Raw genomic sequence first — 25,550 nt, forward strand, 5'->3', positions numbered from 1 at the left:
TCCGGCAACCCAATAAGACCAAATCGCGAGGTGTCTGCTTGATTAGGGTGCTAGTAGTCGATGACCATGATCTCGTTCGTACAGGCATTACACGAATGCTGGCTGACATCGATGGCCTGCAAGTAGTCGGTCAGGCCGAGTCGGGAGAGGAATCCCTGCTCAAAGCGCGTGAGTTGAAACCCGATGTGGTGCTGATGGACGTCAAGATGCCCGGGATCGGCGGTCTTGAAGCTACGCGCAAATTATTGCGCAGTCATCCCGACATCAAGGTCGTTGCGGTCACCGTGTGCGAAGAAGATCCGTTTCCTACCCGCTTGTTACAGGCTGGTGCCGCGGGTTACCTGACCAAGGGCGCCGGATTGCCGGAAATGGTCCAGGCCATTCGCCTGGTGTTTGCCGGGCAACGCTACATCAGCCCGCAGATTGCCCAGCAACTGGCAATCAAGTCGTTCCAGCCAACCAACGATTCGCCGTTCGACGCCTTGTCTGAGCGGGAAATCCAGATTGCGTTGATGATCGTCGGCTGTCAGAAGGTGCAGATCATCTCCGACAAGCTGTGCCTGTCACCAAAAACAGTGAATACCTACCGTTACCGTATTTTCGAAAAGCTTTCGATCAGCAGCGATGTCGAGTTGACGCTGTTGGCGGTTCGTCACGGCATGGTTGACGCCAGCCTCTGAAAATGACTGAAACCTTCGATCCAAGCGCTTTTCTGTCGACGGTCAGTGGGCGGCCGGGTGTCTATCGCATGTTCGACAGCGATGCCCGTCTGCTTTATGTCGGCAAAGCCAAGAATCTCAAAAAGCGTTTGGCGAGCTACTTCCGCAAAACCGGTCTTGCCCCCAAGACCGCCGCGCTGGTAGGCCGTATCGCCCAGGTCGAAACCACCATCACGGCCAACGAAACCGAAGCCTTGCTGCTCGAGCAGACGCTGATCAAGGAATGGCGCCCGCCGTACAACATCCTGTTGCGCGACGACAAATCCTACCCTTACGTCTTTCTCTCGGATGGCCAGTTCCCACGCTTGAGCATCCATCGCGGAGCGAAAAAGGCCAAGGGCAAATATTTCGGCCCTTACCCCAGCGCCGGAGCGATCCGCGAAAGCCTGAGCCTGCTGCAAAAGGCTTTTTTTGTTCGTCAGTGTGAAGACAGCTATTACAAGAACCGCACGCGACCTTGCCTGCAATACCAGATCAAGCGCTGCAAGGCGCCGTGTGTCGGCCTGGTGGAGCCCGAGGTGTATGCCGAAGATGTTCGCCACTCGGTGATGTTTCTTGAGGGGCGCAGCAACGCGCTGGCGGACGAGTTGTCCGCGGCCATGGAGGAAGCAGCGGTCAATCTCGAGTTTGAACGTGCCGCCGAATTGCGCGACCAGATCTCATTGCTGCGCCGGGTCCAGGACCAGCAAAGCATGGAGGGCGGGACGGGCGATGTCGATGTGATCGCGGCGTTCGTCAATCCGGGTGGCGCCTGCGTGCACTTGATCAGTGTGCGCGGTGGCCGGGTGCTGGGGAGCAAGAACTTCTTTCCGCAGGTGGGTATTGAAGAAGACGTTTCCGAAGTCATGGCGGCGTTTCTCGGTCAGTACTTCATCAGCAGCCCAGAGCGCGACTTGCCGAGCGAGCTGATCGTCAACGTGGTTCACGAAGACTTTCCAACCCTGATCGCGGCCATTGAAGAGCTACGCGGTCGTGAATTGACCATCAGCCATCGTGTACGTGGCACCCGAGCGCGCTGGCAGCAATTGGCGGTCACCAATGCCGAGCAGGCGCTGGGCGCACGTCTGGCGAACCGGCAACACGTTGCGGCACGTTTCGATGCCCTGGCCGAAGTGCTGAGCCTGGACGAGCCGCCGCAACGTCTGGAGTGCTACGACATCAGTCATTCCAGTGGCGAGGCCACCGTGGCGTCGTGCGTGGTGTTCGGCCCGGAAGGCCCGATCAAGTCCGACTACCGCCGCTACAACATCGAAGGCGTTACGCCGGGTGATGACTATGCGGCGATGCACCAGGCCTTGACCCGACGCTTCAGCAAGTTAAAGGACGGGGAGGGCAAACTGCCGGACATTCTGCTGGTCGACGGCGGTAAAGGTCAGCTGTCGATGGCCCGTGACGTGCTCAATGAGCTGGCCGTGCCCGACCTGATTCTGCTGGGCGTGGCCAAGGGGGCGACGCGCAAGGCCGGTTTCGAAACCTTGTACCTCAACGACGCGGCCCATGAATTCACCTTGCGCGGTGATTCCCCCGCGCTGCATTTGATCCAGCAGATCCGCGACGAAGCCCACCGTTTTGCCATTACCGGACACCGTGCACGTCGCGGTAAGACCCGCCGCACCTCCACGCTTGAAGGGGTTGCGGGTGTCGGACCGACACGTCGACGGGATTTGTTGAAACATTTTGGTGGATTGCAGGAGCTGTCTCGTGCCAGCATCGAAGAGATCGCCAAAGCACCCGGGATCAGTAAAAAGCTCGCAGAGTTGATTTATGCAAATCTGCACAGCGAGTAGAATGCCCAACTCACCTCGTAGCCAGTTGTGCCGATGAATATCCCTAATCTGATTACCGTTCTACGCGTCCTGCTCATCCCGATCTTCATTTTGCTGTTTTACTTGCCTTACCACTGGAGCTATCTGGCATCGGCTTCGGTTTTTGCCTTTGCCGCCGCGACTGACTGGCTGGACGGGTATCTGGCCCGACGTCTGGAACAAAGCACACCGTTCGGGGCCTTCCTCGATCCTGTTGCGGACAAGCTGATGGTCGCCGTTGCGCTGGTGCTGCTAGTGCAGGAACACGGCAACCTGTGGCTCACGCTGCCGGCCGCCGTCATTATTGGTCGCGAAATCGTCGTATCGGCACTGCGCGAGTGGATGGCGGAACTCGGCGCCCGTGCCCATGTGGCGGTATCGAACCTGGGCAAATGGAAAACCGCCGCGCAAATGCTGGCGTTGGTGATCCTGCTGGCCAATCCGTCGGACTTCAGCTTTTGGGTCCTGATCGGCTACGCCTTGCTGATGGTGTCCGCTGGCCTGACCTTGTGGTCCATGGTCCAGTACTTGCGAGCTGCCTGGCCGCATCTGAAGACGGATGTGGAAAAGAAATAAAACTTTTTTGAATCAAGGGGTTGACGGGGCATCTGGATTCTATAGAATGCGCCTCACCAAGACGCGGGAATAGCTCAGTTGGTAGAGCACGACCTTGCCAAGGTCGGGGTCGCGAGTTCGAGTCTCGTTTCCCGCTCCAATTATTTTTCTATAGGCTTCCATTGAAGTATGTAGAAACCCAAAAAAGAGGCTTAGGCCTCTTTTTTCGTTCCAGTAAGTTCTTCTTTAAATCACTAGCAGCCACGATTTTTTAGTACATTTTTAGTACATTAATCCGGCGCTTGGTAGATCATTTTTTCGTGGGACTCGCCTCTCTGGAAACCGTACAAATCTCCTCCATCCAAACGAGACGGAGATTGTACGATGGCCCTCACCGATACGGCAGTCCGGTACGCCAAACCCCGTGCCAAGGACTACACCCTCCCTGACTACAACGGCCTCGCTCTTTTCGTGAATACGAAAGGCGCCAAGTGCTGGCACTTCCGCTTTTCCTGGGCGGATAAGCAACCCCGTATTTCTCTCGGTACCTATCCTGAAATTAGCTTACGAGATGCTCGTGCTCTGCGTGATGTTGCGAGGGCACTGGTCGCTAGGGGCATCGATCCGCGTGTCCATCGGCAGCTGGAGCGTAATGCCAGGCGCCTGGCCACGGAAAACGCCTAAGAAGCGGTTGTTCAGCATTGAAAGTGGTACGCAACGTTGAGCATCGTGTTTCTGGTCGTGGGTCTCGATAGTCCGGTCGGACCCACAGCCCCCTCTTCAATTGGCCGCCGAGTCGGCTGACAGCGAGGGCGCTCAGGTTGAGATGTAGAGGGGGGCGCCTTACCTTCGCTGTTCATGGCCGGTTAAGTCTTCAGGCCAGGTCGGTGATCAGTCGTTGGGCAGGTGCAGTTGCACTTCCATGGCGTCATGAAGAAGTCGGGCGACCTCGATCACATCGTCGTTTGCCACACGATAGAACACGATATGGCGTGGGCTTTTGACCGTTCCAGGGGTTTGTTTGGCCTGCTGGCGTGAATAGATGAGGTGATAGCTGCGAAGGCCCGGTGCAAGCTCATCGCGGTCGTGGCTGCCAATGCGATAAGGCGTGTCGGCAATCGCTTGCAGCGCCGCGAGGATCAGTGCCTGGTAGCGCTGGCGTGCTTGATCGCCGAACTGCGTCTGGGAGAGCCTGAGGATGTCGACAATGTTGGCGCGCGCCGCGTTGGAAATCCGATACTGCGACATGCTCAGTGTTTTTCACGCGCGGGGAGGGTGGCCTCCTGGCTCAAACCCTCGAGGTAGTGTTCCAGATCCCCTCCGTTCAACTGAGTGAAGCGCCCGTGCTCAAGGTCCATGATGCCGATCGAGGTCGCCTGACGTAGGGCCTCAATTTTGGCGGTGTCTTCGGCGACGCGCTGTTCCAATAGACGCAAACCTTCTCGCATCACTTCGCTGGCATTCTGATAACGGCCGGACTGAACCAGGTCATGGATAACTTGTTCCTGGTGAGGGGTGAGCACAACGTTTCGCGTCGCCATCATTAGCTCCAGCTCTGGGCAAACAGGTTCTTTCGACCATTGGCATATTATGCCATTTTACCCAGAAACACATAGCTTGAGAGCTGGATCTGACGAACTGGGGCGTACGGGAGCATCCTTCGCGCCGAACAGCGCGTGCTGGCTCCGGAGTGCATTTGCAAATGCACAGAAGGGTGTTGCAGGCGGGACATCGGGGCCGTTTTGATCAGTGTGGGTCTTGGGTTCTCAGCTTGGCCAGGCCCTGTTTGATGTGTCCGGAGTTCTCACAATCGTGTGAGGCGCGCCACGGACATTGTCGCCAGTATCTGTCGCACCTTGGCGTTCAACCCTTAAGGTCAACTCCAACGCGGCCGCCTCTAAGGCGAGCTGGTTTTGGTACAGGCGCTCAAGGACATTAGGCAGTGAGTATTCGGGGGGGGCATAGCTTCGACTCCATTCGAGAGAGTGGGGAGCTTAGCCGGGGGAATGGCTGACAACAAAAAGCCCGCGCATGGCGGGCTCTCTGTATGGGGTCAAATCCTTTTGTCCGTTCAATCTGCGCTCCGTTCTGTGAGCACTTCGTGAAAAGCATGTCGCTGGAACGAAAAAGCCGGGACTTAGCCGGGCTTTCTGTCGATGGGGCCAAATCCCTTTGGCTGACCGCATTGTGCTTGTTGGGTATGACGAAGGCATGACAGGGCGGATACGAAAACGCTGGCAAAAGTCCGCGTAAGGCGGGCCTCTCCATGAGGATTGATCGGTTATCGGTTAAACCGCTCAACCAATGACTATGCGTGGACTCGGTCTTGGTCAGTTCCTTATTCAGATCTGCCGATTGCTGTCTGCCGCGAAGGGCTGAAATCGAATGCGGTCATTCACGCACGATTTTGTATGTGGCGTGGATAGGGATTCGAACCCCTTCAGCTTCCGTCTGGTCCGCTCTAGGCCGTAAAAACGGCGTTTTATGAATCGATCTGAGGCGTGCTGCGGCCTATGGCGGCCCTTAACTTGCCCTAAATATGCCCTAAACCGTTCCCGCATTCGCAGCGCTGAGCCGCGCCCGACTCAGAGGTTTGGTGACGGCAAGCTTAGCGATTTAGCCAATCTGTTGCATCGACCGGTTGAATCCACAGCCGTTTTCTGCCTGTCAAAGTCGGCAGAAAACGCCCCGTAGCAGGTGGTCAATGAGGTGCGAAATCACATGTCATAGCCTCAAGGTTGGTTCGTACACTTTTAGCTACGCTTAAATTTTTTTTCATCTCTACGCGGTTTGCGCAGAGTATCCGGCGAGGTTAGGAGCGATATGCTTCCGGTTGTCTGTCCGCTATCCGAGATGTCTTGAAACGCACGGGGCCGCACAATCAGTCCGATGCGGTGGCAACAAGTGTTCCGCTCACCAGCAGGCCAGATGTCTCTCGATCAACCTCGCCACCTCGGCAGCGTGAGTAAAGCCCAAACTGTGATCGGCACCAGGGAAAACGTGTAGTTCCGCGCGGGGTAACAGTTGAGCAAGGCGCTGTCTGTAGTGGGCAGTGTTATTTCTGGAGTCACTCAGCAGTTCTTTGTGCGTCTTTTTTGCTTCGTTGAGCTTCTCCTCAAACCTTGCATGAGCATCCGGCTCGGCAGAGATCAGTCTGCTGAGCATGTCGGCGGCAGTGATCTTTTTCTTCTTGGCAAGTCGCGTCAGCTCTTCCTTTACATCGATTTCGAGCTTGAAGGCATAGGTCTTCCGGTCCTTGTCCTTATCTGAGTCTTTGCATTTTGCCTGCCGCCATGCGCCCCTCATCTGGCCAAGGATCAGTGCTCCTGTTCTCGATCGCTCCAGCTCCTCGCCGATCTGATGGAGCTTATCGATCGTTGAGGAGCGATCTATCAGGTCTATTTCGCCTTTCCTTTGCAGATATTTGTGAGCCCATTTCAGCTGCTTGGGATTGAACGAAGGGGGACGGGTGGCCGCGCCCAAGTCCACAGTGCAGAAAGGTAGATGCTCCTTGCCCTTGAAGGTAAACGATGAACGTGACGAAACCCTAGCCGCAGGACTGAAGCACGAACGAAACTGCGGCCGGCTGAAAAGCTGACGTTAGGTTTACGGCTGCCCGAAAGGATCCGAAAGGATGGGCTCAGTTGCTCCCGCAGGGCAGAGCCTTGCCTGCTACTTTTAGCTACCTTTTCTTATATATATTAATTATTTATTTATATGGAAAAGGAAGGCTAAAAAAGCAAAGGTTTTCTAAGTGAGAATGACTCGTATCGAAAACCTTCAAAAATTAAGTAGCTAAGTACTCTTGGTTGACTTAGTGACTTGTTTGTCAGGCATAGTCTTCGCGAGTCTGTTCGCGGTTATTTTGATATTTTCTAATTTAATCAAAGTCTTGAGAATTTTATCCAGCTATCGATTTTGCGAAAAAATATTACTATCTGCACTACTTTAGCTACTTGTTTGAATGAACTAATAAATAGCAAACAAATAATCAGTCGGGTATCCGATAAATAGTCAGTATCAAAGCGTGGAATTTCAAAACTAGGTATCTGGTCGGGTAGTCGATACCCAGTTTTTTTGCCTCGTTTCCCCGCTCTAACCGCCATTGCGGCGTGGGTTGATCATCTATGCTGCGACGACTCCCCCTCTATTAGCGCGGACGTTGGCCAAGTACCCCGTCGGTGACCAGAAGCTAATCATCACCGCTGGGGGGCGTAAGATTCGATCTGCGCTTTCCAGACGACTATCTGTCACCTGAATCAGGCAACGCCGTCATCTTCAGGTTTGTCGATTCCTTGACCTTCAGAATTCAATCAGCTCGCAAGCGCTCAGAACGCCAGAATGGCTCCGCACATCAGCCGCGGGTGAGCTGGTGCTGGGGTAGAGAGGTCGTTTGTGTTGGAGGGCGACAGGTCCTCCTTATTCAAGTTCGCTCGTCTGGTCATGCATTAGGAGGGCGGGTGGACCGAGGGCCAACATGGGGTCGTAAAAAAAGGCCATTCTTGCGAATGGCCTTCGGTGTGTCGAGGGCAGAACCGGGCAATCAGCCGGCAGTGGTCTGTTCGTTGAGCAGGTAGGTGTGCAAGGCGTCCATTGTCATGCTGCCCAAGTCTTCGCCGGTGCGGGTGCGAACGGTGACGGTACCGTTCTCTTTCTCTCTCTCTCCGACAACGAGCAAATACGGAACGCGCTGCAAGGTGCTTTCGCGAATTTTGTAGCCGATTTTTTCATTACGCAGATCAGCCTCAACCCTGAAGCCCAGTTGGACCAGATGATTGCGCAAGTGATCGGCGTAATCATTTTGGGCATCGGTGACGGTGACCACGATGGCTTGCACCGGTGCCAGCCATAGAGGGAAATGACCGGCATGGTGTTCGATTAGGATGCCGAGGAAACGCTCCAGAGATCCAACGATCGCTCGGTGCAGCATGACCGGCTTGCGTCGCTGCGAGTGCTCATCAACGTATTCGGCGCCCAGGCGATCAGGCATGTGGTAGTCAACCTGCATTGTCCCCACTTGCCATTCACGACCGATGGCGTCGCGCAGGTGATATTCGATCTTGGGGCTGTAGAACGCGCCTTCGCCAGGCAGCTCTTCCCATTCGACATCACACTCGGACAGCGCCGATCGCAGCAGATTCTCGGCTTTGTCCCAGACTTCGTCGCTGCCCAGGCGTTTGCCCGGTTCGGGACGCAACGCGATCTTCACGGCAATATTGGTAAAGCCGAAATCGGCATACACCTTCAGCGCCTGATAGTGGAACGCCTTGATTTCCGCCGCGATCTGTTCTTCGGTGCAGAAGATATGGCCATCGTCTTGCGTGAATGCCCGCACGCGCATGATGCCGTGCAACGCGCCGGACGGCTCATTACGGTGGCAGCCGCCGAACTCGCCGTAACGAATCGGCAACTCTCTATGGCTGCGCAAGCCATGTTTGAATATCTGGATATGACCCGGGCAGTTCATCGGCTTGAGCGCGTACTGGCGGTTTTCGGACTCGGTGACAAACATGTTTTCCTTGTAGTTGTCCCAATGCCCCGATTTTTTCCACAGCGCGCTGTCCAGCACTTGCGGCGACTTTACTTCGCGGTAGCCGCCATCGCGATAAACCCGGCGCATGTATTGCTCGACCGATTGCCACAGTGACCAGCCTTTAGGATGCCAAAACACCATGCCTGGCGCTTCTTCCTGTTGGTGGAACAAGTCGAATTGTTTTGCCAGTTTGCGGTGATCGCGTTTTTCGGCCTCTTGAAGTTGATTCAAATAGGCTTTGAGCTCTTTTTCGTTGGTCCAGGCAGTGCCATAGATACGACTGAGCATGATGTTGTTAGAGTCGCCCCGCCAGTAGGCTCCGGCCACCTTCATGAGTTTGAAGGCACCCAGTTTGGCGGTGTTTGGTACATGGGGACCGCGGCACAGGTCAGTAAATTCGCCTTGGGTGTAAAGTGACAGAGGCTCATTCGACGGAATGGAATGGATGATTTCTGTCTTGTAGCTCTCACCAATATTCTGGAAAAACGCCAGCGCTTCATCGCGAGACATTTCAGAGCGCACCACGGACAGCTGCTCCTTGACGATAGTGGCCATCTCGGTCTCGATCAGCGGCAGGTCATCCATCGTGAACGGGCGAGTGGTGACGAAGTCGTAATAGAAACCGTTATCGATAACCGGCCCTATGGTAACTTGGGTGCCGGGGTACAGGCGTTGGACGGCTTGTGCCATCAAGTGAGCGGTGGAGTGGCGCACCAGTTCCAGCGCTTCTGCGCTTTTAGTGGTAATGATCTCTACGGTGGCATCTGTTTCCAGAAGATAACTAGCGTCAACTAGCGTTCCATTTACCTTGCCGCCGATTGTCGCGGCAGCTAATCCCGTACCAATGGATTGGGCCAGTTGTTGAACAGTCAAAGGTTCTGGAAAATCTCTAAGATTGCCGTCCGGTAGAGCGATAGTGACCATATATAAGAATGCTCGAGTATTAAATGAAATCTAACGCATGAACGCGTTGTGAGTGGGCGTTAGTCTAGAAACACCACGTCATGGGTGTATTGAGTGGGCAAGCTGCACAGTGCATTCAACCATATTACGGTAGGTTCCAGACATATTCATTAGCTAAATAGGGCTTCATTTTGTTATTGGTCTCCAGCCATTCCCTGTACGGGTCACTGGCCTTGACGATACCGCTGCCAGCATAGACGTGAATATGGGTGGATGTGAGCTTGGCCGTGCGAATCGCCAGTGCAAAATTTGCGTCATCACCCAAGGTGAAGTAGCCCAGGCCACCGGTGAAAAAACCACGCTCGATTTGTTCGTATCGGCGGATCCGTTCACCGCACGCTGCCAATGGCTTGCCCCAGATCGTTGCCGGCGGGTAGACCGCAGCCAGCGCGTCAAATACGTTCAAGCCCGTTTTTACCGTGCCGCTGATCAGGCTTTTAAGGTGTTGAACATAGCCCAGGTCGATCACGCTTCGTGATTCGCGCAACGACAAAGACCCGCTTTCGCAGACGGTCGAGAGCTGCTCGAAGAACAGCCCGGCAGCGGTTTCATGTTCTTCGAGTTCCTTGAGGTCGCTCATCAGTTCCTGGCGGTAGCGGGCACTTTTGTCGTGCTCATGGGAACCTTTGCGAGTGCCTGCCAGTGGCTCGACCACCAAGCTGCGACCGTTCTTGCGTAGCAACGTTTCCGGTGAAATACCAACCCATGCCACCTCGTCCGCCCAACGAAATACGTACTCGTAATGCGGGTTGGGGCGAGGTGCTATCAGGCGCAATAAAAGCGCCGGGGCAATGGGCCGCTCCAGCGTCAGCTTGACTTCACGACCGATGACGACCTTATCGGCGGTTGTCGGTGCCAGTTCGTTCAACAGCCCGATCAGGTTGTCCACATAGTCGGTGCAGGAGGGAATGTCTTCGCGTCCTGTAACCCGTGGATTGGCCGTCGGAGTAAAGTCTGTCGCAAAGGTGATGAGGCTTTCATCGATCGCGTACCAGATGTCCTCGTGGAAACAACTGAAATCCAGTTGCTGATCGCTGATCCGGCACATTACCCGTGGCAACGTGAAAATCACCGGCTCGTTCAGGCGCTCGGGATGGGTTGCACAGCGCCAACCCCCCAGAAAAGCGGTCGATGGTGGTAAGTCGTGATGTTCTTGGAGCCAGGGGCTCAACTGGTTGATGAACTGGGCCACTGCCCCGAATAGCTGTTCATGGAACAGTGTCGAGGGGTCCAGCGCGAGGGTGCGTGACAGGCACACGCTGTTCTCGTGCTGAAGCTCCAGGTTCAGGCGTTCGCCATCGTTGAGTGCAATTAGGCGAAACTCGCTGCCCAATCCAACCAGCGAGCTATTGACTCCTTCGGTGTGATGGCTGAACAGACCGATGAATTCGCTCGCCAGTAGCGGGAAACGTCGCTCCAGAATGGGTAACAACGCCGCCCCGAGCTCGTGCGCGGTCAACGCCGGATAGGGGTTGGCAAAGCTCGCATGCTTGAGGTTTTTCATGGCGACTCCCGGTAGACATGGGCCAAGTGGCTGCACAGTTGCAACGTTTTTTGAAAATCGAAGAACGCCCCCGGGTTTTCGTCTGGCTCAGAGGCCAATCGATTGGAGTCGCTGCTGCGCACTTCCAATGCAATGCCATGCAATCGGCTGTCAACGGTGCGGTGCAGCCTCAAGGTTTGATCCCATTCGTGCGCGACGTTCTGTGCCAGGCTTGCCGTGTGACGACGCGAGTCTTGTGCGTTCAACGGATCACACAGCCATATCACCGGTGAGCGCCGGGACTGCAGGACACGGATTGTTTCACCCAACACTTCTGGCGCATCCCCCGCACTGGCGATGAGGAGGATTTTCCCCGTTTGCCGTTCGGGATTGAGCTGCTCAACCGCCTCGATCAACACAGCGGGGTCGACCGGCTCACTCAGACGTAGGGCGATAGGGTTTTCCAGGCCCCGTGCAAACTCCACGTAGCAGCTGTCGTTGAACAGGTTGCAACCATCAATCCACAGCAATGACGCGCTGGTGGCATAGAACTTGGCGTTTCGTGCACGTCGCACCAGGGCTTGTTCATATTCCAAGTGCGCGCATTCATGGGTGGTATGGACAGCGGATGCCTTGTTTCGCAGGACCTGCATCGCAGCCTGCGAAGCCTCATAAGCCCAGAGCAGGCGATTGGGGTCGGGGCGTCGGGCCCAGGGCGTGGCCTCCCGGCAATTGACCATCTCACCGAAATAGCGGTCCAGCGTTGCACCGCCAAGGATCTCGGTGGCTTGCGGCTGGGTGCGACCATAACTCCCGGCGACAGAGCCAATCGAAAGCACGGGTTGGCCGAGCATTAATCCCAGGTAGCGGCTCAGCGATTCCAGTGCCTTCAGGGGTTGATCGAGGCTGGCCGCACTGGCGTCGTTCAAGCTTTGATCACGCTGGCCCATGAGTTGCACGAATTCCTTGCCTTCAGCGGCGCGGGTCAGCGCACGCTTCAGTCGAAGAATCTCGCTTTCATCCACCAGTCCGGGAAGGCGGGACAGTTGCTTGAGCACGGTCGAGAGCTGTTTCCCTTGATAGTCGGGCATATGGCGGCGTTCTTTGTCGCGCCAGCTTCCAGGATGCCAGGATAGCGACGCGTATATCGAATCAAGGTTCAACATTTCAAGTCTCCAAGCAATGCTCGACGTGGCGAAGGGGCTGGGTTACTCAAAGGTGGCTCCGCCATCGACGACCAGGTTTTGCAGGGTGATGTGGTGCGCGTCGCGAGACAGCAGGAAGGCCACTGCCGCCGCGATGTCCCCTGGCTCAGCGAGCTTTTGCAGCGGAATGCCCAGTCGATAAAGCCGTGGGTCGCCTTCGATCAGGCGTTGGTCGGTTTCTGGACCTTCCCCCGCCAGGCTCGCGAGCATTGGGGTGCGTGTCGATCCTGGCGATACAACGTTGCAACGCAGCCCCCGCGAGGCGAACTCCAGTCCCATGCAACGAGTCAGCATCGCTGCCGCTGCCTTGGACGAGCAGTAGGCGCCCATGTTGACACGCGGTGTGCTGCCCGCGTTGGAGGCGATCGTGACGATCGCCCCCTGACCGCGTTCGGCCATGCGGACGGCGACCGCCTGGGAGACAAAAAAAGTGCCGTGAACGTTGACCTCGAAGGTCTTCAGCCAGTCGGCCGTCGTCGTCGACGCAATGTCCTTGGGGATCAATACGCCAGCGTTGTTGACCAAACCGTCCAGCGGGTGTTCGGCATCAATGCTGGCAATGGCGGCCTCGACGTCGTCCGGCCGAGTGATGTCGACGACTGTCGCAGACAGCCGAGGCGAGCGCTGTTCGTCGGCCAGAGCGGCCAACGCCTGAGCATTGCAATCCAGGGCATAGACCCAGGCACCCTCTGCCAGCAACAGACGCGTAACGGCTGCACCAATTCCTTGGGCAGCACCGGTCACGACAATGGCCTGGTTTTCGAAACGGTTCATGGGCGTTCGCACTCCAGGCCGCGCGTGCGCAAACTGATGAGTCGCCACCAGGCCGCGAAGCTTTGGCGTTCGGCGAGTTCCAGAAAGCTCACGGTGATACCGCGTTGCTGCCATTTTTCACTGAGTATCAGCAGGCGAACCGAATCCAGTCCGGCGTCCTGAGGCGAGTCGAGCTCCACGAGTGACTGGGGTGTGGTTCGCAGAGTCGCGGCGATATCGGCGTAGAAATCCGCTTCCTGGTAGTTCGGATGTCCACTGCTCATAGCGCTTTTCCCAGTTCTGCCAGCATTTCATCGCAGGACATGATCTTGCTGGAGCAGTGGGCCATGTGACGCACTGCCATTTCATGCAGGTCGAGGGAAAAATCGCCCAAGGCATCAGCCACCACGAATGGCTGAATATCGGACATAAAAGCTTCAGTCGCGGTAATCAGGCAACCAATGTGGGCATAGACCCCGCAGATGATCAGTTGGTCACGATTGCCATTTTGCATGCGCTTGAGCAAGTCGGATTTGGCGAAGGCACTGTAACGGTGCTTGACCAGCACTTCATCGAGTTCGGGGGTAGGCTCAAGCCCAGGCACGATGGACTTTGCGCTGCCATCTTCAGGCATTCCCGGGCCCCAGAAGTCGGTCAGCAAACCGCGTTCGTCTTTGGGTTGATCGCCGGGTTGGGCGCTGTAATACACCGGGATGTTCAAGGCGTGGCAGCATTCCCTGATGGCCGCGATGCGTTGCACCATGGCATCAACAAAGGCTTTCGACGCATAGGGCGCCACAAAATAGTTCTGCATGTCGTGAATCAACAGTGTCGCGCGGGACGGGTCGACGGTCCAGTCCAGCGGTTTACGTTGCAGTGCAATGCCGTTCGGAGCGGGGTATTCCATGATCTGTGGGATTGCCATGATTCAGTCCTTATAGGTTCAGGGGCCAGGGGCAGCGGGTGGGCTATTGGCTGAGTTGTGTGCGTAGTACTTTCTTATCGATCTTGCCCAGAGTGGTCTTGGGCAGTGACGGGACGAGCCGAACCTGATCCGGGACCTTGAAGGCCGCTACCCCTTGTTGGCGAACGAACGACTTGAGGGTGTTGGGCGCAAAGTCGACCCCAGAGGCCAAGACCACCACCGCGCATGACATCTCGCCGAGGTATTCATCCGGTATGCCGACGATTGCGGCTTCCAGTACTCCCGGATGGGCCAGTAAATAACCCTCGATTTCTTCGGCGGCGATTTTTTCACCACCACGGTTCACTTGATCCTTTATGCGGCCGGTGACCACGAGGTAGCCATCTTCCCGGCGCATGACCACATCGCCCGTGCGGTAAAATCCGTCGGATGTGAAAGCCCGGACGTTGTGTTCAGGTGCATTCAGATACCCGCGGATGGTGTACGGCCCGCGGACCAACAGTTGCCCGGGCACACCGTCGGGCACCGGCTCGTCGTTTTCGTCGACGATGAGGATTTCATCGTCGCTGCTGATGGGGAGCCCCTGGGTTTGCAACACATGCTCGACCGTGTCTCCCAGGCCGGTGTAGCAGACCAGTCCTTCCGACATGCCATAGACCTGTTGCAGCTGACAGTCGAACGCGGCGGCCAAGCGCTCGGCCACATCGTCACTCAGACGTGCACCCCCGACCTGTAGCAAGCGCAAGCTCGACAGATCGTATTGGCGCGGTGCGTGTAACCAGGACTGGGCGAGACTTGGGACCAGTGAGGTCAGAGTGACTCGCTCACGCTCTATCAGGGCAAAGGCCGCCGATCCACTCGGGTCGGATGTCATGACCACGCGACCTCCTGCATACAGCACCCCGAGGAAACCGGGTGAGCTCAGGGTGAAGTTGTGGCCGGCAGGCAGGGCACACAGGTAGACGCTGTGGGTGTCCAACTGACAGATTTCGGCACTGGCCTTGAAGCTATAGAGGTAGTCGTCATGTCGGCGCAGGATCAGTTTGGGGAGTGCAGTGCTGCCACCGGACAAGGTGATCAGCGCCGGCTCGCGTGAGCTTCGTTGCGGCCAGGCGGCAGTGCGCCCGAAGAGTTTGGCAAAAGGAATGAAGCCTTCAGCGTCGCCAACAACGATCACATGCTTGAGCGACGTGACCTTGCTTGCAATGTCGGTGGCGATGCGGCGGTAATCGAACCCCAGCGCATGGTCCTTGATGACGTAAGCGACCGCTCCCGAAATCTCAAAGATGTGAGTGATCTCACTCAGGCGGTCGGAGGGCAGGGCGAATACCGGAATCGCGCCGAGGCGAAACAGCCCGAAAATGGTTTCGATGAACTCAATCGTATTAGGCAGTTGCACGATCACACGGTCGCCGGCTTTCAGGCCAAGTGTTGCGAAGCCGTCGGCGATGCGATCCGCGTTGGTATCGAGTTGCGAGTAACTCAAATGCCGCTCGCCCTCAGTGACGGCCACCCGATGCGGGTCAATCAGCGCGTGCCGGGTAAGGATGGCGCCAAGGGTTTCACCCGTCCACCAGCCACTGGCGCGATAGCGTGCCTCGAACTCAAGAGGCCAATACGGAGCGTCCAGACCTTCTGTTGGTGGCGGCGGCTCGGTCGCCATGACCGCGTCTGCGGCTTGCGTCTGCCCAAGGCACTCGGCATGGCTCGCCGGGCCGAACACTTTGTTCCAGCCTGCTGGGGAAGGTGCAAATTCAGGCCATAGCGACAACTGGCCTGCGTCGTTGGCCAGCAGGAGGAAACTCCCCTGAAGCTCGTCGAACGGGTTGTGAAACGCTCGCAGAGTCCGAGTCGCACGCTGTGGCGTGCCAGGGTTCAGGTGTTGGTAATGCTCACGCAGCACGTCTGCCAATGGCGCCGCCAGATCCGTCACGAAGTAATGTCCGCCACCCTCGATCACCGACAGCGTCACATTCGGGTTGTAAGTCGCCCAGTCCTTGTAGCGCGTGTCGAAGTCTGGCGTGAGTGGATCCTCGTTGCCGACGATGACGTGAATCGGTGCCTGCAAGCGTTGTCGATCTTGCAATTCTTCAGCAAAGAAGCGAGCGGTCTGCGTGGCATCGTGTTTGGTCATGCGCGCGATGCTTGCCATGCTGGCATCGTCGAGGGCTTCTTTGAACCCGCCAATCTGGCGCAGGAAATCAATGATGTTTTCACCGCTTTGGCCGGAAACATTGGCGCGGACTTCCACAGGGTCCTGATCCAGCAGCATGCCGCCGATGACCAGGGCTTTCAGGTCGGCCCCGCCTTGTTCGAGGCGGCGGGCGATTTCAATGGCGATGGCGTTGCCGGCGCAATGGCCGTAGACGACGATCGGGCCGCTCAGCCTGGAGAGGATCTCCTGAACCGCACCGGCCGCCACCGCTTCCAGGTCTTGCATGGCTTCATCGGGGCGCATGATGTCGTGCCCCGGCAGGTTGACCGACACGCACGTGAACACGTTCGAGAGTTGGTTGACCAGGTTGCGGTAAGCAAAAGCGTTTCCGCCGGCGAATGGGACACAGACCAGGTTGAGCCGGTCTTTGCCCGCGGCCTTGTCGAACTCATGCAGCCAACGGGTAATATCGGGGCCGTCACGGTCGGCGTGATCACGCAGATAGTCGGCGCAAGCGCGAGGCGTCGGGCGTTCGAACAGTTCCGTCACTGGCAGACCCAGGTCGCGGCAGATGCGGATGGCTTTGATCGAGTCGCCGCCGATGTCGAAAAAGTTATCGTCGATACCGAGCGTCTCTATCTCCAGTTGAGCGCTCCAGTTCGCCAATACACGCTCGTCCAGTTCGTCCCGGGCCGGTTCGATCTGACGCGAGCTCGACAGCGCAATCGCGGGCAAGGCCTTGCGATCGACCTTGCCGCTGAGCGTCACCGGCAGGCGTTCCAGCACGCCGATGGCGCTGGGCACCATATAGGACGGGAGGCGATCACGCAGGTAGTCGCGTAGCGCCGAGGTGTCAATGTCCTCGTAGGTGCTGGAGGCATTGGGCACGACGTGGGCGACGAGTTTAGGGTCGTCCGATGCATCGGTGACCACCAGTGCGATGGCATCGGAAAGCGCCGGATGGCCGCGCAGGTGGGTTTCTATTTCGCCCAGTTCAATGCGGTAACCGCGGACTTTGACCTGTTGGTCGGCCCGGCCGATGTATTCCAGCACACCACCGTCAAGCAGTGCCGCGACGTCTCCGCTGCGGTACATGCGTGCTCCGGGGGCGCCGAAGGGATCGGCGACGAACCGTGTTGCGTCGAGGTCGCGACGATTCAGGTAGCCACGGGCGAGGCCGGCTCCGCGCACATACATCTCGCCATAACTGCCCACGGGCACAGGGCGCAGTGCATCGTCCAGGACTTTGATGTCGAGGTCGTCATAAACCGTGCCGATCAGGCTGCCGTTATTGGCTAGTACCTGTTCGCGGGTGATGAACTGATAGGTTGCATTGATGGTGGTTTCGGTAATGCCGTACAGGTTGAGCAACGTCGTCCGGCTGTCGGGGTGCCGTTCAAACCAAGGCTTGAGTCGGCTCAAATCCAGTGCCTCGCCGCCGAAGCACTGGTAGCGCAGGTTCAATTGACCAGACAGGTCGGGACGGTCGGCTTCGGCTTCCATGAAGCGATAGAACGCAGAGGGGATCTGGCCAAAGACAGTCACCTGTTCCCGGACCACCAATTCGAGCAGTTTTTCCGGCTCGCGGGTCGTTTCTACCGGAACCAGGACCAGGCGGGCACCATGGAGCAAGGCCCCCCACATCTCCCAGACCGACGCATCGAAGATGTATCCGTGGCAGCCTGACCAGACGTCGGTGTTGCGATAGTCGAACCAGTGGTGCGTACTGGAGAACAGCCGGACCACGTTGTGGTGCGTGATGCACACCCCTTTGGGTTTACCGGTCGAGCCTGAAGTGTAGATGACATAGGCCAGGTCCTCTGCGCGAGGTCCGTGGTCCAGGTTGCTGGCAGCTTGTTCCTGCAATCGATTCAGGGTTGATGGCCCGTCGATGGACAACACCGGGGAACAGGCCGTGGCGAGCAGGTCGCGGCTGGACTGATCGCAGATCACCAGTGCGGGACGCGTGTCGTCGAGGATGGTCTCGATACGCTCGGCAGGCGCGTCAGGATCCAGCGGTACGTAATAGGCGCCTGTCTTCAAGACACCCAGGATGCAGACGATGGTGTCGACGGATCGGGCCAGCAACAGGGCGATCGGTTGTGAACCGACCTGCGCGACTTCGCTGCGGATCAAATGCGCGAGACGATTGGCGCGCTCGTTCAGCACCCGATAAGACAGGTGTTCGCCGTTGAGTGTCAGGGCAAGGGCGTCCGGTGTTGCTTGCACGGCCTGTTCGAATCGTTCGACCAAAGTGACCGGTGGCGTTTTTGAATCACCTTCAGGTGCGAAACAGGCGTTGCCTTGAGCGAAACCCGGATCTTCTTCATCGTAGGCATCCAGCAAGCCGAGGGCGGTGTCGCTGGCTGCGGCAAAACGCTCGACAAACCGGACAAAACGTTGCACGTGCCGTTGCAGGGTTTCATGGCTGTAAAGGGCAGGGTTGGCCATCGCAATGATGTTCAGCGCGTTGCCGTCGGGGCGGGTCTGGATCAGCAGCGAGAAATCGTCCGCTGGGCCTGCACTCAGGACGTGGACCTGGCCCGGGATACCGCCAAACGAGAGGGCGGCGGAGAAAAAATCAATGTTGATCTGCGGGCCGGTCAGGCGCCGGTTTTCCCCCAGTAAATTACAGTCGCGGCGAATGTCCTCGGCCCGGTAACGCTGATGAGCGCGCAGGCCGGTCAATTGCGCTTCGACAGCCGCCAGCAATTGTTCGACGCTCTCGCCCGGTTTGATGTCCAGACGCAGCGGCAGTACGTTTGCCAGCGTGCAGGGAACGTTGGCCGCGCCGGTGTCGAAGCGGTTCATCATGGGCAGGCCGACCACCACCTGACGGTAGCCGGTGCTGCGCCCGACAAACGCCCCGAAGGCGCTGAGCAGCAGGTTGACCCAATGGGAACCCAGGGCATCTGCCCGTTCGCGCAGGCGAGCCAGGACCTGATCGTTCAGTGATTGCCGATAGTGAATGGCCTGGTGCGAAGGCTGTGCCACTTCACTGCTGAAACTGGTGACTTCACCCATGTCCTGACAGTGCTGGCGCCAGAATTCACGGTCCACTTCAAAGGCCGGCGAGGCGCACCAGGCCTGCTCATTCTCAAGCACTTGGCGCAGGCTGCCAAAGGGCGAAGGCGATGATTGCCCCGGAGTTTGTCCGTAAAGTTCGGCCACTCGCTTGAAGAGCATGGACAGCGCGACACCGTCCATGGCGATGTGGTGGGTCTTGAAATACCAGTAGCTGACCTGTGGCGCTACTTGCAGCAATGCGCTGGTGAAAAGAGGGCCGTTCACCAGGTCGGTGGGTTGGGCGACATCGTTGTCCATCCAGGCCCGCGCTGCGGTTTTGGGGGCGCCGTTGCCGGTCAGGTCGAACAGAGTGAGATCGACGGTCGCCTCGGCCATCACGGTTTGTGTCAAACCGCTGATGCCTGCGTCGTCATGTTCATGAAATCGAGCTCGCAAGGCTTCGATCTCGTCCACGGCCTTTTGCAAGGCGCGCTGGAGGCGCTGTTGATCAATGCTGCCGCTAATTTCGATATAGCTGGCAACGTTGTAGGCGGGGCTCAGCGGATCGAATTGATGTCCCATCCAGATCGACTGCTGGGCAGATGTCAAAGACGTGGTGAAGGAGGCTGACATGCCAGTTTTAACTCCGGTAGAAAACGGTGGGTGCGAGAGGGGTCATGCCTTGGGCAGGTGCTGCTGGCTCTTTACCGCGTCAAAAAAACGCTCACACAGATAGGAACGCATGGCCGGGTCGACCTGCGCATCGATGAGCACGGGCTTATCCATGCCCAGCGCTTCGGCTAGGCGCAGGCGCAATTCGCCACCGGTTGTTGCGGTGAAGGCCTGGACTTGCAGGAACAGGCCGGCGGCCGAAAAGCTCATAGGTAGTTGCTCGGTGAGTGCAATGTCATCAGTGTCCGAGGACAGCGAAGCCCACCGTTGATTGTTCAGGACGATCACGATGGGGCTCAGGCCGAATTTGGCGGCGCGCATCAACTCATTGCCGGTCATGTGGAAGGCGCCGTCGCCCACCAGCACGATGGGGCGCTTGCCGGTTCCCAACTGGTAACCCATCGCGCCGGGGACGGCGATGCCCATGCTCATGTACAGCGGCGAGGTCAGGACATCGGCAGGGAACATGCCCAGTGACATGAAAAATACATCCCCGCAATCGACCACCAATTGGGTGTCGGGGCTGGCCGCGAAATGACGGTTGAGCTCATTGATGATGTCGAATGGCGTCAGCGGGCCTTCTTCCAGCGGATAGTGGGTACTGGGTGCCGGTACTACGAAGGCTTTTTGCTCCTCGGACAGCGGCGCCAGAGAAGGTTTGACAGTGCTGATCAGCTCGGCGAAAGCAATAAGGAACTCGGCCGTGGACGCGTTGAAGCGCTGACGGCCGACGATGATTTTGCCGTCATCGGCATGAATCAAACGGCCACGGGCAATATGGCTCGCGATGCCCATGTTGACGTCCGAGTTGGGCTCGCCGATCAACATCAGTACGTCACATCTGGCCAGCAGGTCTCGGGTCACCCGCGAAGGTGACGCAGGGCCTGCGTAAATACCGCGGTAATTGGGATGCGAGATGGGGATGCCGCCGCGGGACATCGGCGTTGCAACCCAGGGCATGGCCAGCCGTTCGCACACCTGCATGGCCAAATCCGTCAACCCACGGCGCTTGAGCTCAAGTCCGGGAACGAAGACGGGTTCGCGGGCCTTGCGAACCAGGGCATAGGCCTGTTCTGCGGCTTGGCGGGCGGCATGGCTGTAGCGTATCGCGGGTTCGAGGGACACCCGGCGGGCGGGGGTGTAGCGTACTCGCGTCTGAAAAAGATCCCTTGGGATTTCGATGTACACCGGCCTTGAGTGCGCGATGGCCAGGGTGACGGCCTCGCGAATTTGCTCCAGGGCCTGATGGGGGTCTGTCACACAGACCTGATGCACCGTGATCTCCTTCATGATGCGGTACTGGGTTTGATGGTCGACGATCGTGTGGTGCAGAAAAATCGGCGCTTGGCGTTCACGGGCGCCCGGCGAGCCTGACAACACCAGCAGCGGAACCCGTTCCACATAAGCCTGGGCGATCGCATTGGTCGCATTCAGTACGCCGACCCCATAGGTGAAGCACACGGCGCCGGGAACACCCTTTCCGACGGCATAACCCAGTGCGGCCAGGGTGGTGCCGTACTCATGGGACATGGTCCGCAGTGCAAGCCCGGGAGTGGTGAGCAGCTCGCGCGAAAGCTGCATGGTGAAATCGCCGGGAATGCAAAAGAGATCGACGATGCCGCTCTCCACCAACACCCGGCCAACCAGATCCCCCAGGCTGACCTCCAGAGAGGTCAGGTTAATGTTGGCGGTCGGAAGGTTCGTCATCGCTGAGTCCCCCGGTAGACCGTTGCGAGCAGCTCCTCGTCCAGATAATTGTCGAAGGAGTAAGCCAGGGGGGCGAGCGGGAAGGCTTGCAGGAACTCTTTGATCTGCAAGGCTACCCGGGCAGGTTCGGTCTTTTTGAAGTACAAGTCCGCGATAAAGCGAGCGACCACTTCGAAGTCTTTCTCTTTCATGCCGCGTCGGGTCATGGCCTGAACCCCCAGGCGGATACCGTGCACACCGGGCTTGCCCGGAATCTCGATGTTGGTGGAGCGAATGCCGCCGGCGTGCAGGCTGTTGACGCACAGGTCGAGGGCTTTTTGCAGGTCACCCACCGCGAAATGAACTTGGTGGGTCTGGGTGAAACCGAACGATTCCCCAGTCACATCCAGCCCCAATTCGTGCAGATGACGGGCCAGCGTCTTGGCGTTACTGACGATTTGGGCGGCGTAGTCGCGACCGAACACTTCCATCTCTTTGAATGCTACCCACATCGGTGGCAACTGTTCGGCGTGACAGTTGCTCTGCAGGTGAGGACAGACCCACAGCGAAGTATCGACCAGCAACGGATGCTGGTCGGACTTGAAGCCGATGTAGCCTTTTTGCGGGCCAGGAATTGTCTTGTGTGTGTTGCCGTGGACCACGTCGGCACCGCAGTTGAGCGGTGAATCAAAGACGCCGCCCATGATCAGGCCGCCGTCGTGGCTCATGTCGTACGTCAGGGTGCATGAATCCGGCAGGACACTGCGGATCTCATCCAGTGGCTGCCAGCGCAGTTTGAACGACTGATCGAGAATGACGATCCGGATGTGGGGGTTGCGCCTTACCAAGTGATCAAGCTTCGCTACGTCAATCAGCAGGCTGGTCGGGTCCACGGGGAGGTGAAAGATCTCGATGCCCATTTTCTGGGCGAGGCTTTCGAGTGCAAAGTGACCGCCGTCTCGGTGGGCAAAGTGGACGAATCCTTCGCCGGGCTTGCAGGCGGCCAGCATCAATGCTTGCTCAGCCGTGGAGCCACCGTTGGGGCGCCAGTCAAATGCCTGTGCACCGATCAGGGATTTGCCCAGGGCGCGTACTTGATCGGCGATCTCATTCATATGCCCAGGTTCCGGGAAGTGCCACTCGCCTGCCGGCACTGCAAAGGGAAAGGAGCAGTGGTAGAACGCCCCGGCGGTGGAGCCGGACGTCAGGCGGACCAGGGCGCTGGGGTAGTTTTCGTTCGCGGTCAGGCTCAGGCTGTCTTCCCGGTATTGGTGATCTTTTTCCAGCGTGGAGCTCAACCAGTCGACGATCTGGACAGTTTGTTGTTTTACATTGCTCATTGGAGGCTCTCTGCGGTTGAGGTGAAGGCTGAGGGGCTGGCTTCGAAAAGCGACTCACGGGGGCCGCCGACGACGTCATATTCGATCTGGCAGGCTTCACCGATGATCAGCCCGTAAAGCTGCTCGATAAGCTCTTCGCGGATGTGCTGCGCTCGGCCGCGAGCCTTGCAACGCTCAATCACTTGCAGCACACGATCGGGTTGCATGACGGCGGTCTGGTTATCTTTCTTGCTCTGGGCCACCTCCCGAATGAGCTGCAGCCGCTGGCCGAGCAGGTCCACCAACTGATCGTCGATACGGTCGATGCGGCTACGAAAATCCCCCAGGTTCTGCCGGGATGCCTCGGTGTTTACGGGCCGCTCGTTGATCAGTTCGAAGATCTTGCGGCTGGTGTCTCCCAGGCCTGGATTCAGGGGGGCCAAGGCATTTCTCAACACCGCCATCGACAGGTGGTAGTCCAGGCGCGAGCCGGTATTGACCATCACATCCAGCCGGCTCAACTGAGCCAGCATCCGGGTCCGTATTTCCTGGGAGTACGGGTTGTGCGATTGGATTTCCCAGTAGACGTCAGGATGGTTTTGCGTCATGCGCGCCAGCAGCGAGAGCATGACCTTGAACGGTGGCGGTGCGAGTTCAAGCAGGTCCGCCAGTGGGGCGCTGGACTCGTCCAGCGTCAAGCCGAATCCGGTGACCAGTGCGTGTCCCAGTGTCTGCAACAGCGCCATAGTCCGGTCATGTTCGGAGGGCGTCATCTCGAACACGCTGACCGGCCAGGCTCGAAGCCACTCAAGTAAGCCGACCACGGCGTCACCGCCACGGTAAGACACCAGTGCCACCGGTCTGCCGGCCGGGGCCAGGTCCCCGGAAAACATCGGATTGATGCCGACCATGGGCTGCTTGAGATTGGACTGGTCCACGAATGCCGAGAACTCGCTTTTGATCGACAGGGTGTCAACGATCAGGCAGTCGGAACGCAGGTGGGGCGCCAGCACGGGCAGGGCTTTTATCAGTACGTTTTGTGCCAGCGCCAAGACCAGAATGTCGGCGGTGCCGAGCTCGGCCTTGACCTGGTTTGAAGGGGACAGGACGTCGGCTTGAAGTACTCTGAGGGAGTGGGCGTTGTCCGCCAGGCTGTCGCTGGGCGCCGCGATATCGAGGCCAATGACGGCATAACCTGCGATCGCTAATTGGCGAGCGAGTAGTTGGCCGATTGATCCCAGTACACCGACCACGACGGCACGGCGCGGCTGTTGCGAGGTAACTGAACTCATAGTGGTGTGCTCCTCAGTTGCGTGACGGCCTCGACAACGCCGCTGGCCTTGACGATGGTTTCGATGTACTCGCCCAACGGGTCGGAGAGCGATGTGATCGCTCCCCCCACGCCGAAGCGGGCGATTTGGGCATCTACGGTGATCGAGCGGATCATGATGTTGAGGTCGCATGCCCCGCCCAGGCCAAACCAGCCGAGCGAGCCGGAGTAGGCGCCGCGTGGACCTTCTTCGAGGCGGTCGATGATCTCCATCGTGCGTTTCTTCGGCGCCCCGGTCATCGAGCCACCCGGGAACGTGGCACGTACGCAGTCAATCGAACTGACCGACGCCTTCAACTGCCCGCTAATGGTGGAAACGAGTTGGTGGACGTGGGAGTAGGTTTCCACGTCGAACAATGCCGGCACATGGACCGAACCGATGGTGCAGACCTGGCCCAGGTCGTTGCGCAACAGATCGACGATCATCAGGTTTTCCGCCCGATCCTTTTCATCGCCACGCATCTGCTCTATCAACTGGGCATCTTCTTGCGGCGAGCGACCGCGAGGTCGGGTGCCCTTGATCGGTTTGGCCTGCACCTGCCGCTGGTTGTCAATTTTGAGAAACCGCTCAGGCGACGAACTGACGAGATGAAAGTCCGGGATCGCGAAGTAGCCCGCGTGGGGGGCGGGGGTCAGCTCGCGCATCACGCAGTAGAGTTCGAACGGCGAGTCGCAGAAAGGAAACTCAATCAAATTGGTCAGGCAGACCTCATAGGTCTCGCCGTCGATGATCTCTCGTTGGGCTTCATCGATCTTGGCAATGTAACGCTGCTTTGAGTGGCGCATGGTGGCGTGCTGCTCAATCCACTCCTCGACCTGAGGCAGCGACAGCCTGCGCTGGCGGGGTGTCGGTTCAGGCGCCGCCGGTTGGTTCTGTAGCCGCTCCTGCATCTCATCGAACCAAAGCGCCGCATGCTGGCGGTCTTGATCGTCCTGGACGAGGTACAACAGATAGCAGCGCTGTTCGGCATGATCGAACGCAATCATGCGCGTGGCCAGGATGAACGCCGCGTCGTGGGAGTGGGATGCATAGGCATCGGCACCGATCGTTTCACTCTTGAGCTCGTAGCCCAGCAGGCCGACATACCCCAGGTTGAAATCGAACGGCAGAAGGTGCTGGTGTTCGCAGCGGTATCGGGTCAGCCGGGACGCCATCAGTTGAAAGAAGTCAGGCGTGGCTTCCCGGGTGAAGCCGTCGCTGCGTTCAATACAAGCGCTGCGTGAGGACTTGTCATAGGTGATCGTTTCCGCCCAGCGGCCATGGGAGTCGCCCATGAATGAAAAGCGAGAAAAGCCGGGTTTGACGACACTGCTTTCTAAAAAGAAATGGCGTGATGAGGCGAGAAATTCGCTGCGAAACACACGCAACGGATCGGGATTGCATTCGAGCGCTCTGACTTCGACTTGAAAGGTCGTCATTGCCCCCTCCTGATAATTGTGA

General features: G+C 58.0%; 19 protein-coding genes, 1 tRNA gene and 1 pseudogene. 6 read left to right on the forward strand and 15 right to left on the reverse strand.

Annotated elements, in window-relative coordinates; genetic code table 11:
- The first annotated feature begins 38 nt into the window (after positions 1 to 38).
- From gacA to AC30D7_RS02430, 5 genes are all read left to right on the forward strand, one after another.
- Positions 39 to 680: a response regulator transcription factor GacA gene (gene gacA / locus AC30D7_RS02410; RefSeq protein WP_008015884.1), complete on the forward strand. Its 642-nt coding sequence runs from the start codon at positions 39 to 41 to the stop codon at positions 678 to 680.
- A 2-nt stretch (positions 681 to 682) separates the two neighbouring features.
- On the forward strand, positions 683 to 2,506 hold the full coding sequence (uvrC, locus tag AC30D7_RS02415; RefSeq protein ID WP_007933764.1) for an excinuclease ABC subunit UvrC: 1,824 nt from the start codon (positions 683 to 685) through the stop codon (positions 2,504 to 2,506).
- Between the two features lie 33 nt (positions 2,507 to 2,539).
- Positions 2,540 to 3,100 carry a CDP-diacylglycerol--glycerol-3-phosphate 3-phosphatidyltransferase gene (pgsA, locus tag AC30D7_RS02420; RefSeq protein WP_452626818.1) on the forward strand — a complete coding sequence of 187 codons (561 nt, stop codon included), beginning with the start codon at positions 2,540 to 2,542 and terminating at the stop codon, positions 3,098 to 3,100.
- Between the two features lie 63 nt (positions 3,101 to 3,163).
- Positions 3,164 to 3,239 (forward strand) — tRNA-Gly (locus AC30D7_RS02425).
- A 224-nt stretch (positions 3,240 to 3,463) separates the two neighbouring features.
- Positions 3,464 to 3,763 (forward strand): Arm DNA-binding domain-containing protein, encoded by a 300-nt coding sequence (locus AC30D7_RS02430; protein ID WP_490132886.1) that lies wholly within the window; start codon positions 3,464 to 3,466, stop codon positions 3,761 to 3,763.
- A gap of 207 nt (positions 3,764 to 3,970) precedes the next feature.
- Here the strand turns inward: AC30D7_RS02430 and AC30D7_RS02435 are convergent, their stop codons facing one another.
- From AC30D7_RS02435 to AC30D7_RS02450, 4 genes and pseudogenes are all read right to left on the reverse strand, one after another.
- On the reverse strand, positions 3,971 to 4,327 hold the full coding sequence (locus AC30D7_RS02435; protein WP_490132887.1) for a type II toxin-antitoxin system RelE/ParE family toxin: 357 nt from the start codon (positions 4,325 to 4,327) through the stop codon (positions 3,971 to 3,973).
- A gap of 2 nt (positions 4,328 to 4,329) precedes the next feature.
- Positions 4,330 to 4,620, reverse strand: coding sequence for a type II toxin-antitoxin system ParD family antitoxin (locus AC30D7_RS02440; protein WP_490132888.1), 291 nt, complete (start codon positions 4,618 to 4,620; stop codon positions 4,330 to 4,332).
- 205 nt (positions 4,621 to 4,825) lie between these two features.
- A pseudogene (locus AC30D7_RS02445) lies at positions 4,826 to 5,022 on the reverse strand (hypothetical protein).
- 970 nt (positions 5,023 to 5,992) lie between these two features.
- Entirely contained in the window at positions 5,993 to 6,562 is a 570-nt protein-coding gene (locus AC30D7_RS02450) for an alpha/beta fold hydrolase (RefSeq protein WP_490132889.1), read from the reverse strand.
- Between the two features lie 743 nt (positions 6,563 to 7,305).
- On the opposite strand from AC30D7_RS02450, the gene AC30D7_RS02455 reads away from it, so the two are divergent.
- Entirely contained in the window at positions 7,306 to 7,656 is a 351-nt protein-coding gene (locus tag AC30D7_RS02455) for a hypothetical protein (protein ID WP_490133052.1), read from the forward strand.
- Here AC30D7_RS02455 and thrS read toward each other — a convergent pair.
- From thrS to pabB, 11 genes are all read right to left on the reverse strand, one after another.
- Complete coding sequence (thrS, locus tag AC30D7_RS02460) at positions 7,623 to 9,536, reverse strand: threonine--tRNA ligase (protein ID WP_253547629.1); 1,914 nt, start codon at positions 9,534 to 9,536, stop codon at positions 7,623 to 7,625. The two genes, AC30D7_RS02455 and thrS, sit on opposite strands and share 34 nt — an antisense overlap.
- Before the next feature lie 124 nt (positions 9,537 to 9,660).
- Positions 9,661 to 11,079 carry a chorismate-binding protein gene (locus tag AC30D7_RS02465; protein WP_490132890.1) on the reverse strand — a complete coding sequence of 473 codons (1,419 nt, stop codon included), beginning with the start codon at positions 11,077 to 11,079 and terminating at the stop codon, positions 9,661 to 9,663.
- Positions 11,076 to 12,224, reverse strand: coding sequence for a 3-deoxy-7-phosphoheptulonate synthase (locus AC30D7_RS02470; RefSeq protein WP_490132891.1), 1,149 nt, complete (start codon positions 12,222 to 12,224; stop codon positions 11,076 to 11,078). The genes AC30D7_RS02465 and AC30D7_RS02470 overlap by 4 nt, the downstream gene beginning before the upstream one ends.
- A gap of 42 nt (positions 12,225 to 12,266) precedes the next feature.
- Entirely contained in the window at positions 12,267 to 13,037 is a 771-nt protein-coding gene (locus AC30D7_RS02475) for an SDR family oxidoreductase (protein ID WP_490132892.1), read from the reverse strand.
- The gene (locus AC30D7_RS02480) at positions 13,034 to 13,300 is read right to left on the reverse strand and encodes a hypothetical protein (RefSeq protein ID WP_253547621.1); all 267 of its coding nucleotides are present in this window, start codon (positions 13,298 to 13,300) and stop codon (positions 13,034 to 13,036) included. The genes AC30D7_RS02475 and AC30D7_RS02480 overlap by 4 nt, the downstream gene beginning before the upstream one ends.
- On the reverse strand, positions 13,297 to 13,941 hold the full coding sequence (locus AC30D7_RS02485; RefSeq protein WP_490132893.1) for an isochorismatase family protein: 645 nt from the start codon (positions 13,939 to 13,941) through the stop codon (positions 13,297 to 13,299). The genes AC30D7_RS02480 and AC30D7_RS02485 overlap by 4 nt, the downstream gene beginning before the upstream one ends.
- A gap of 43 nt (positions 13,942 to 13,984) precedes the next feature.
- Positions 13,985 to 19,735 (reverse strand): amino acid adenylation domain-containing protein, encoded by a 5,751-nt coding sequence (locus tag AC30D7_RS02490; protein ID WP_490132894.1) that lies wholly within the window; start codon positions 19,733 to 19,735, stop codon positions 13,985 to 13,987.
- Positions 19,736 to 19,777: 42 nt separating this feature from the next.
- Positions 19,778 to 21,481: a thiamine pyrophosphate-binding protein gene (locus tag AC30D7_RS02495; protein ID WP_490132895.1), complete on the reverse strand. Its 1,704-nt coding sequence runs from the start codon at positions 21,479 to 21,481 to the stop codon at positions 19,778 to 19,780.
- Positions 21,478 to 22,800 carry a hypothetical protein gene (locus AC30D7_RS02500; RefSeq protein WP_253547614.1) on the reverse strand — a complete coding sequence of 441 codons (1,323 nt, stop codon included), beginning with the start codon at positions 22,798 to 22,800 and terminating at the stop codon, positions 21,478 to 21,480. The genes AC30D7_RS02495 and AC30D7_RS02500 overlap by 4 nt, the downstream gene beginning before the upstream one ends.
- Entirely contained in the window at positions 22,797 to 24,071 is a 1,275-nt protein-coding gene (locus tag AC30D7_RS02505) for a prephenate dehydrogenase/arogenate dehydrogenase family protein (RefSeq protein ID WP_490132896.1), read from the reverse strand. The genes AC30D7_RS02500 and AC30D7_RS02505 overlap by 4 nt, the downstream gene beginning before the upstream one ends.
- A complete protein-coding gene (gene pabB, locus AC30D7_RS02510) occupies positions 24,068 to 25,528 on the reverse strand; it encodes an aminodeoxychorismate synthase component I (protein ID WP_490132897.1) in 1,461 nt (486 codons plus the stop codon). Before pabB ends, AC30D7_RS02505 begins: the two co-directional genes overlap by 4 nt.
- Between the last annotated feature and the right edge of the window lie 22 nt (positions 25,529 to 25,550).

Source organism: Pseudomonas sp. DF5 (assembly GCF_058148225.1).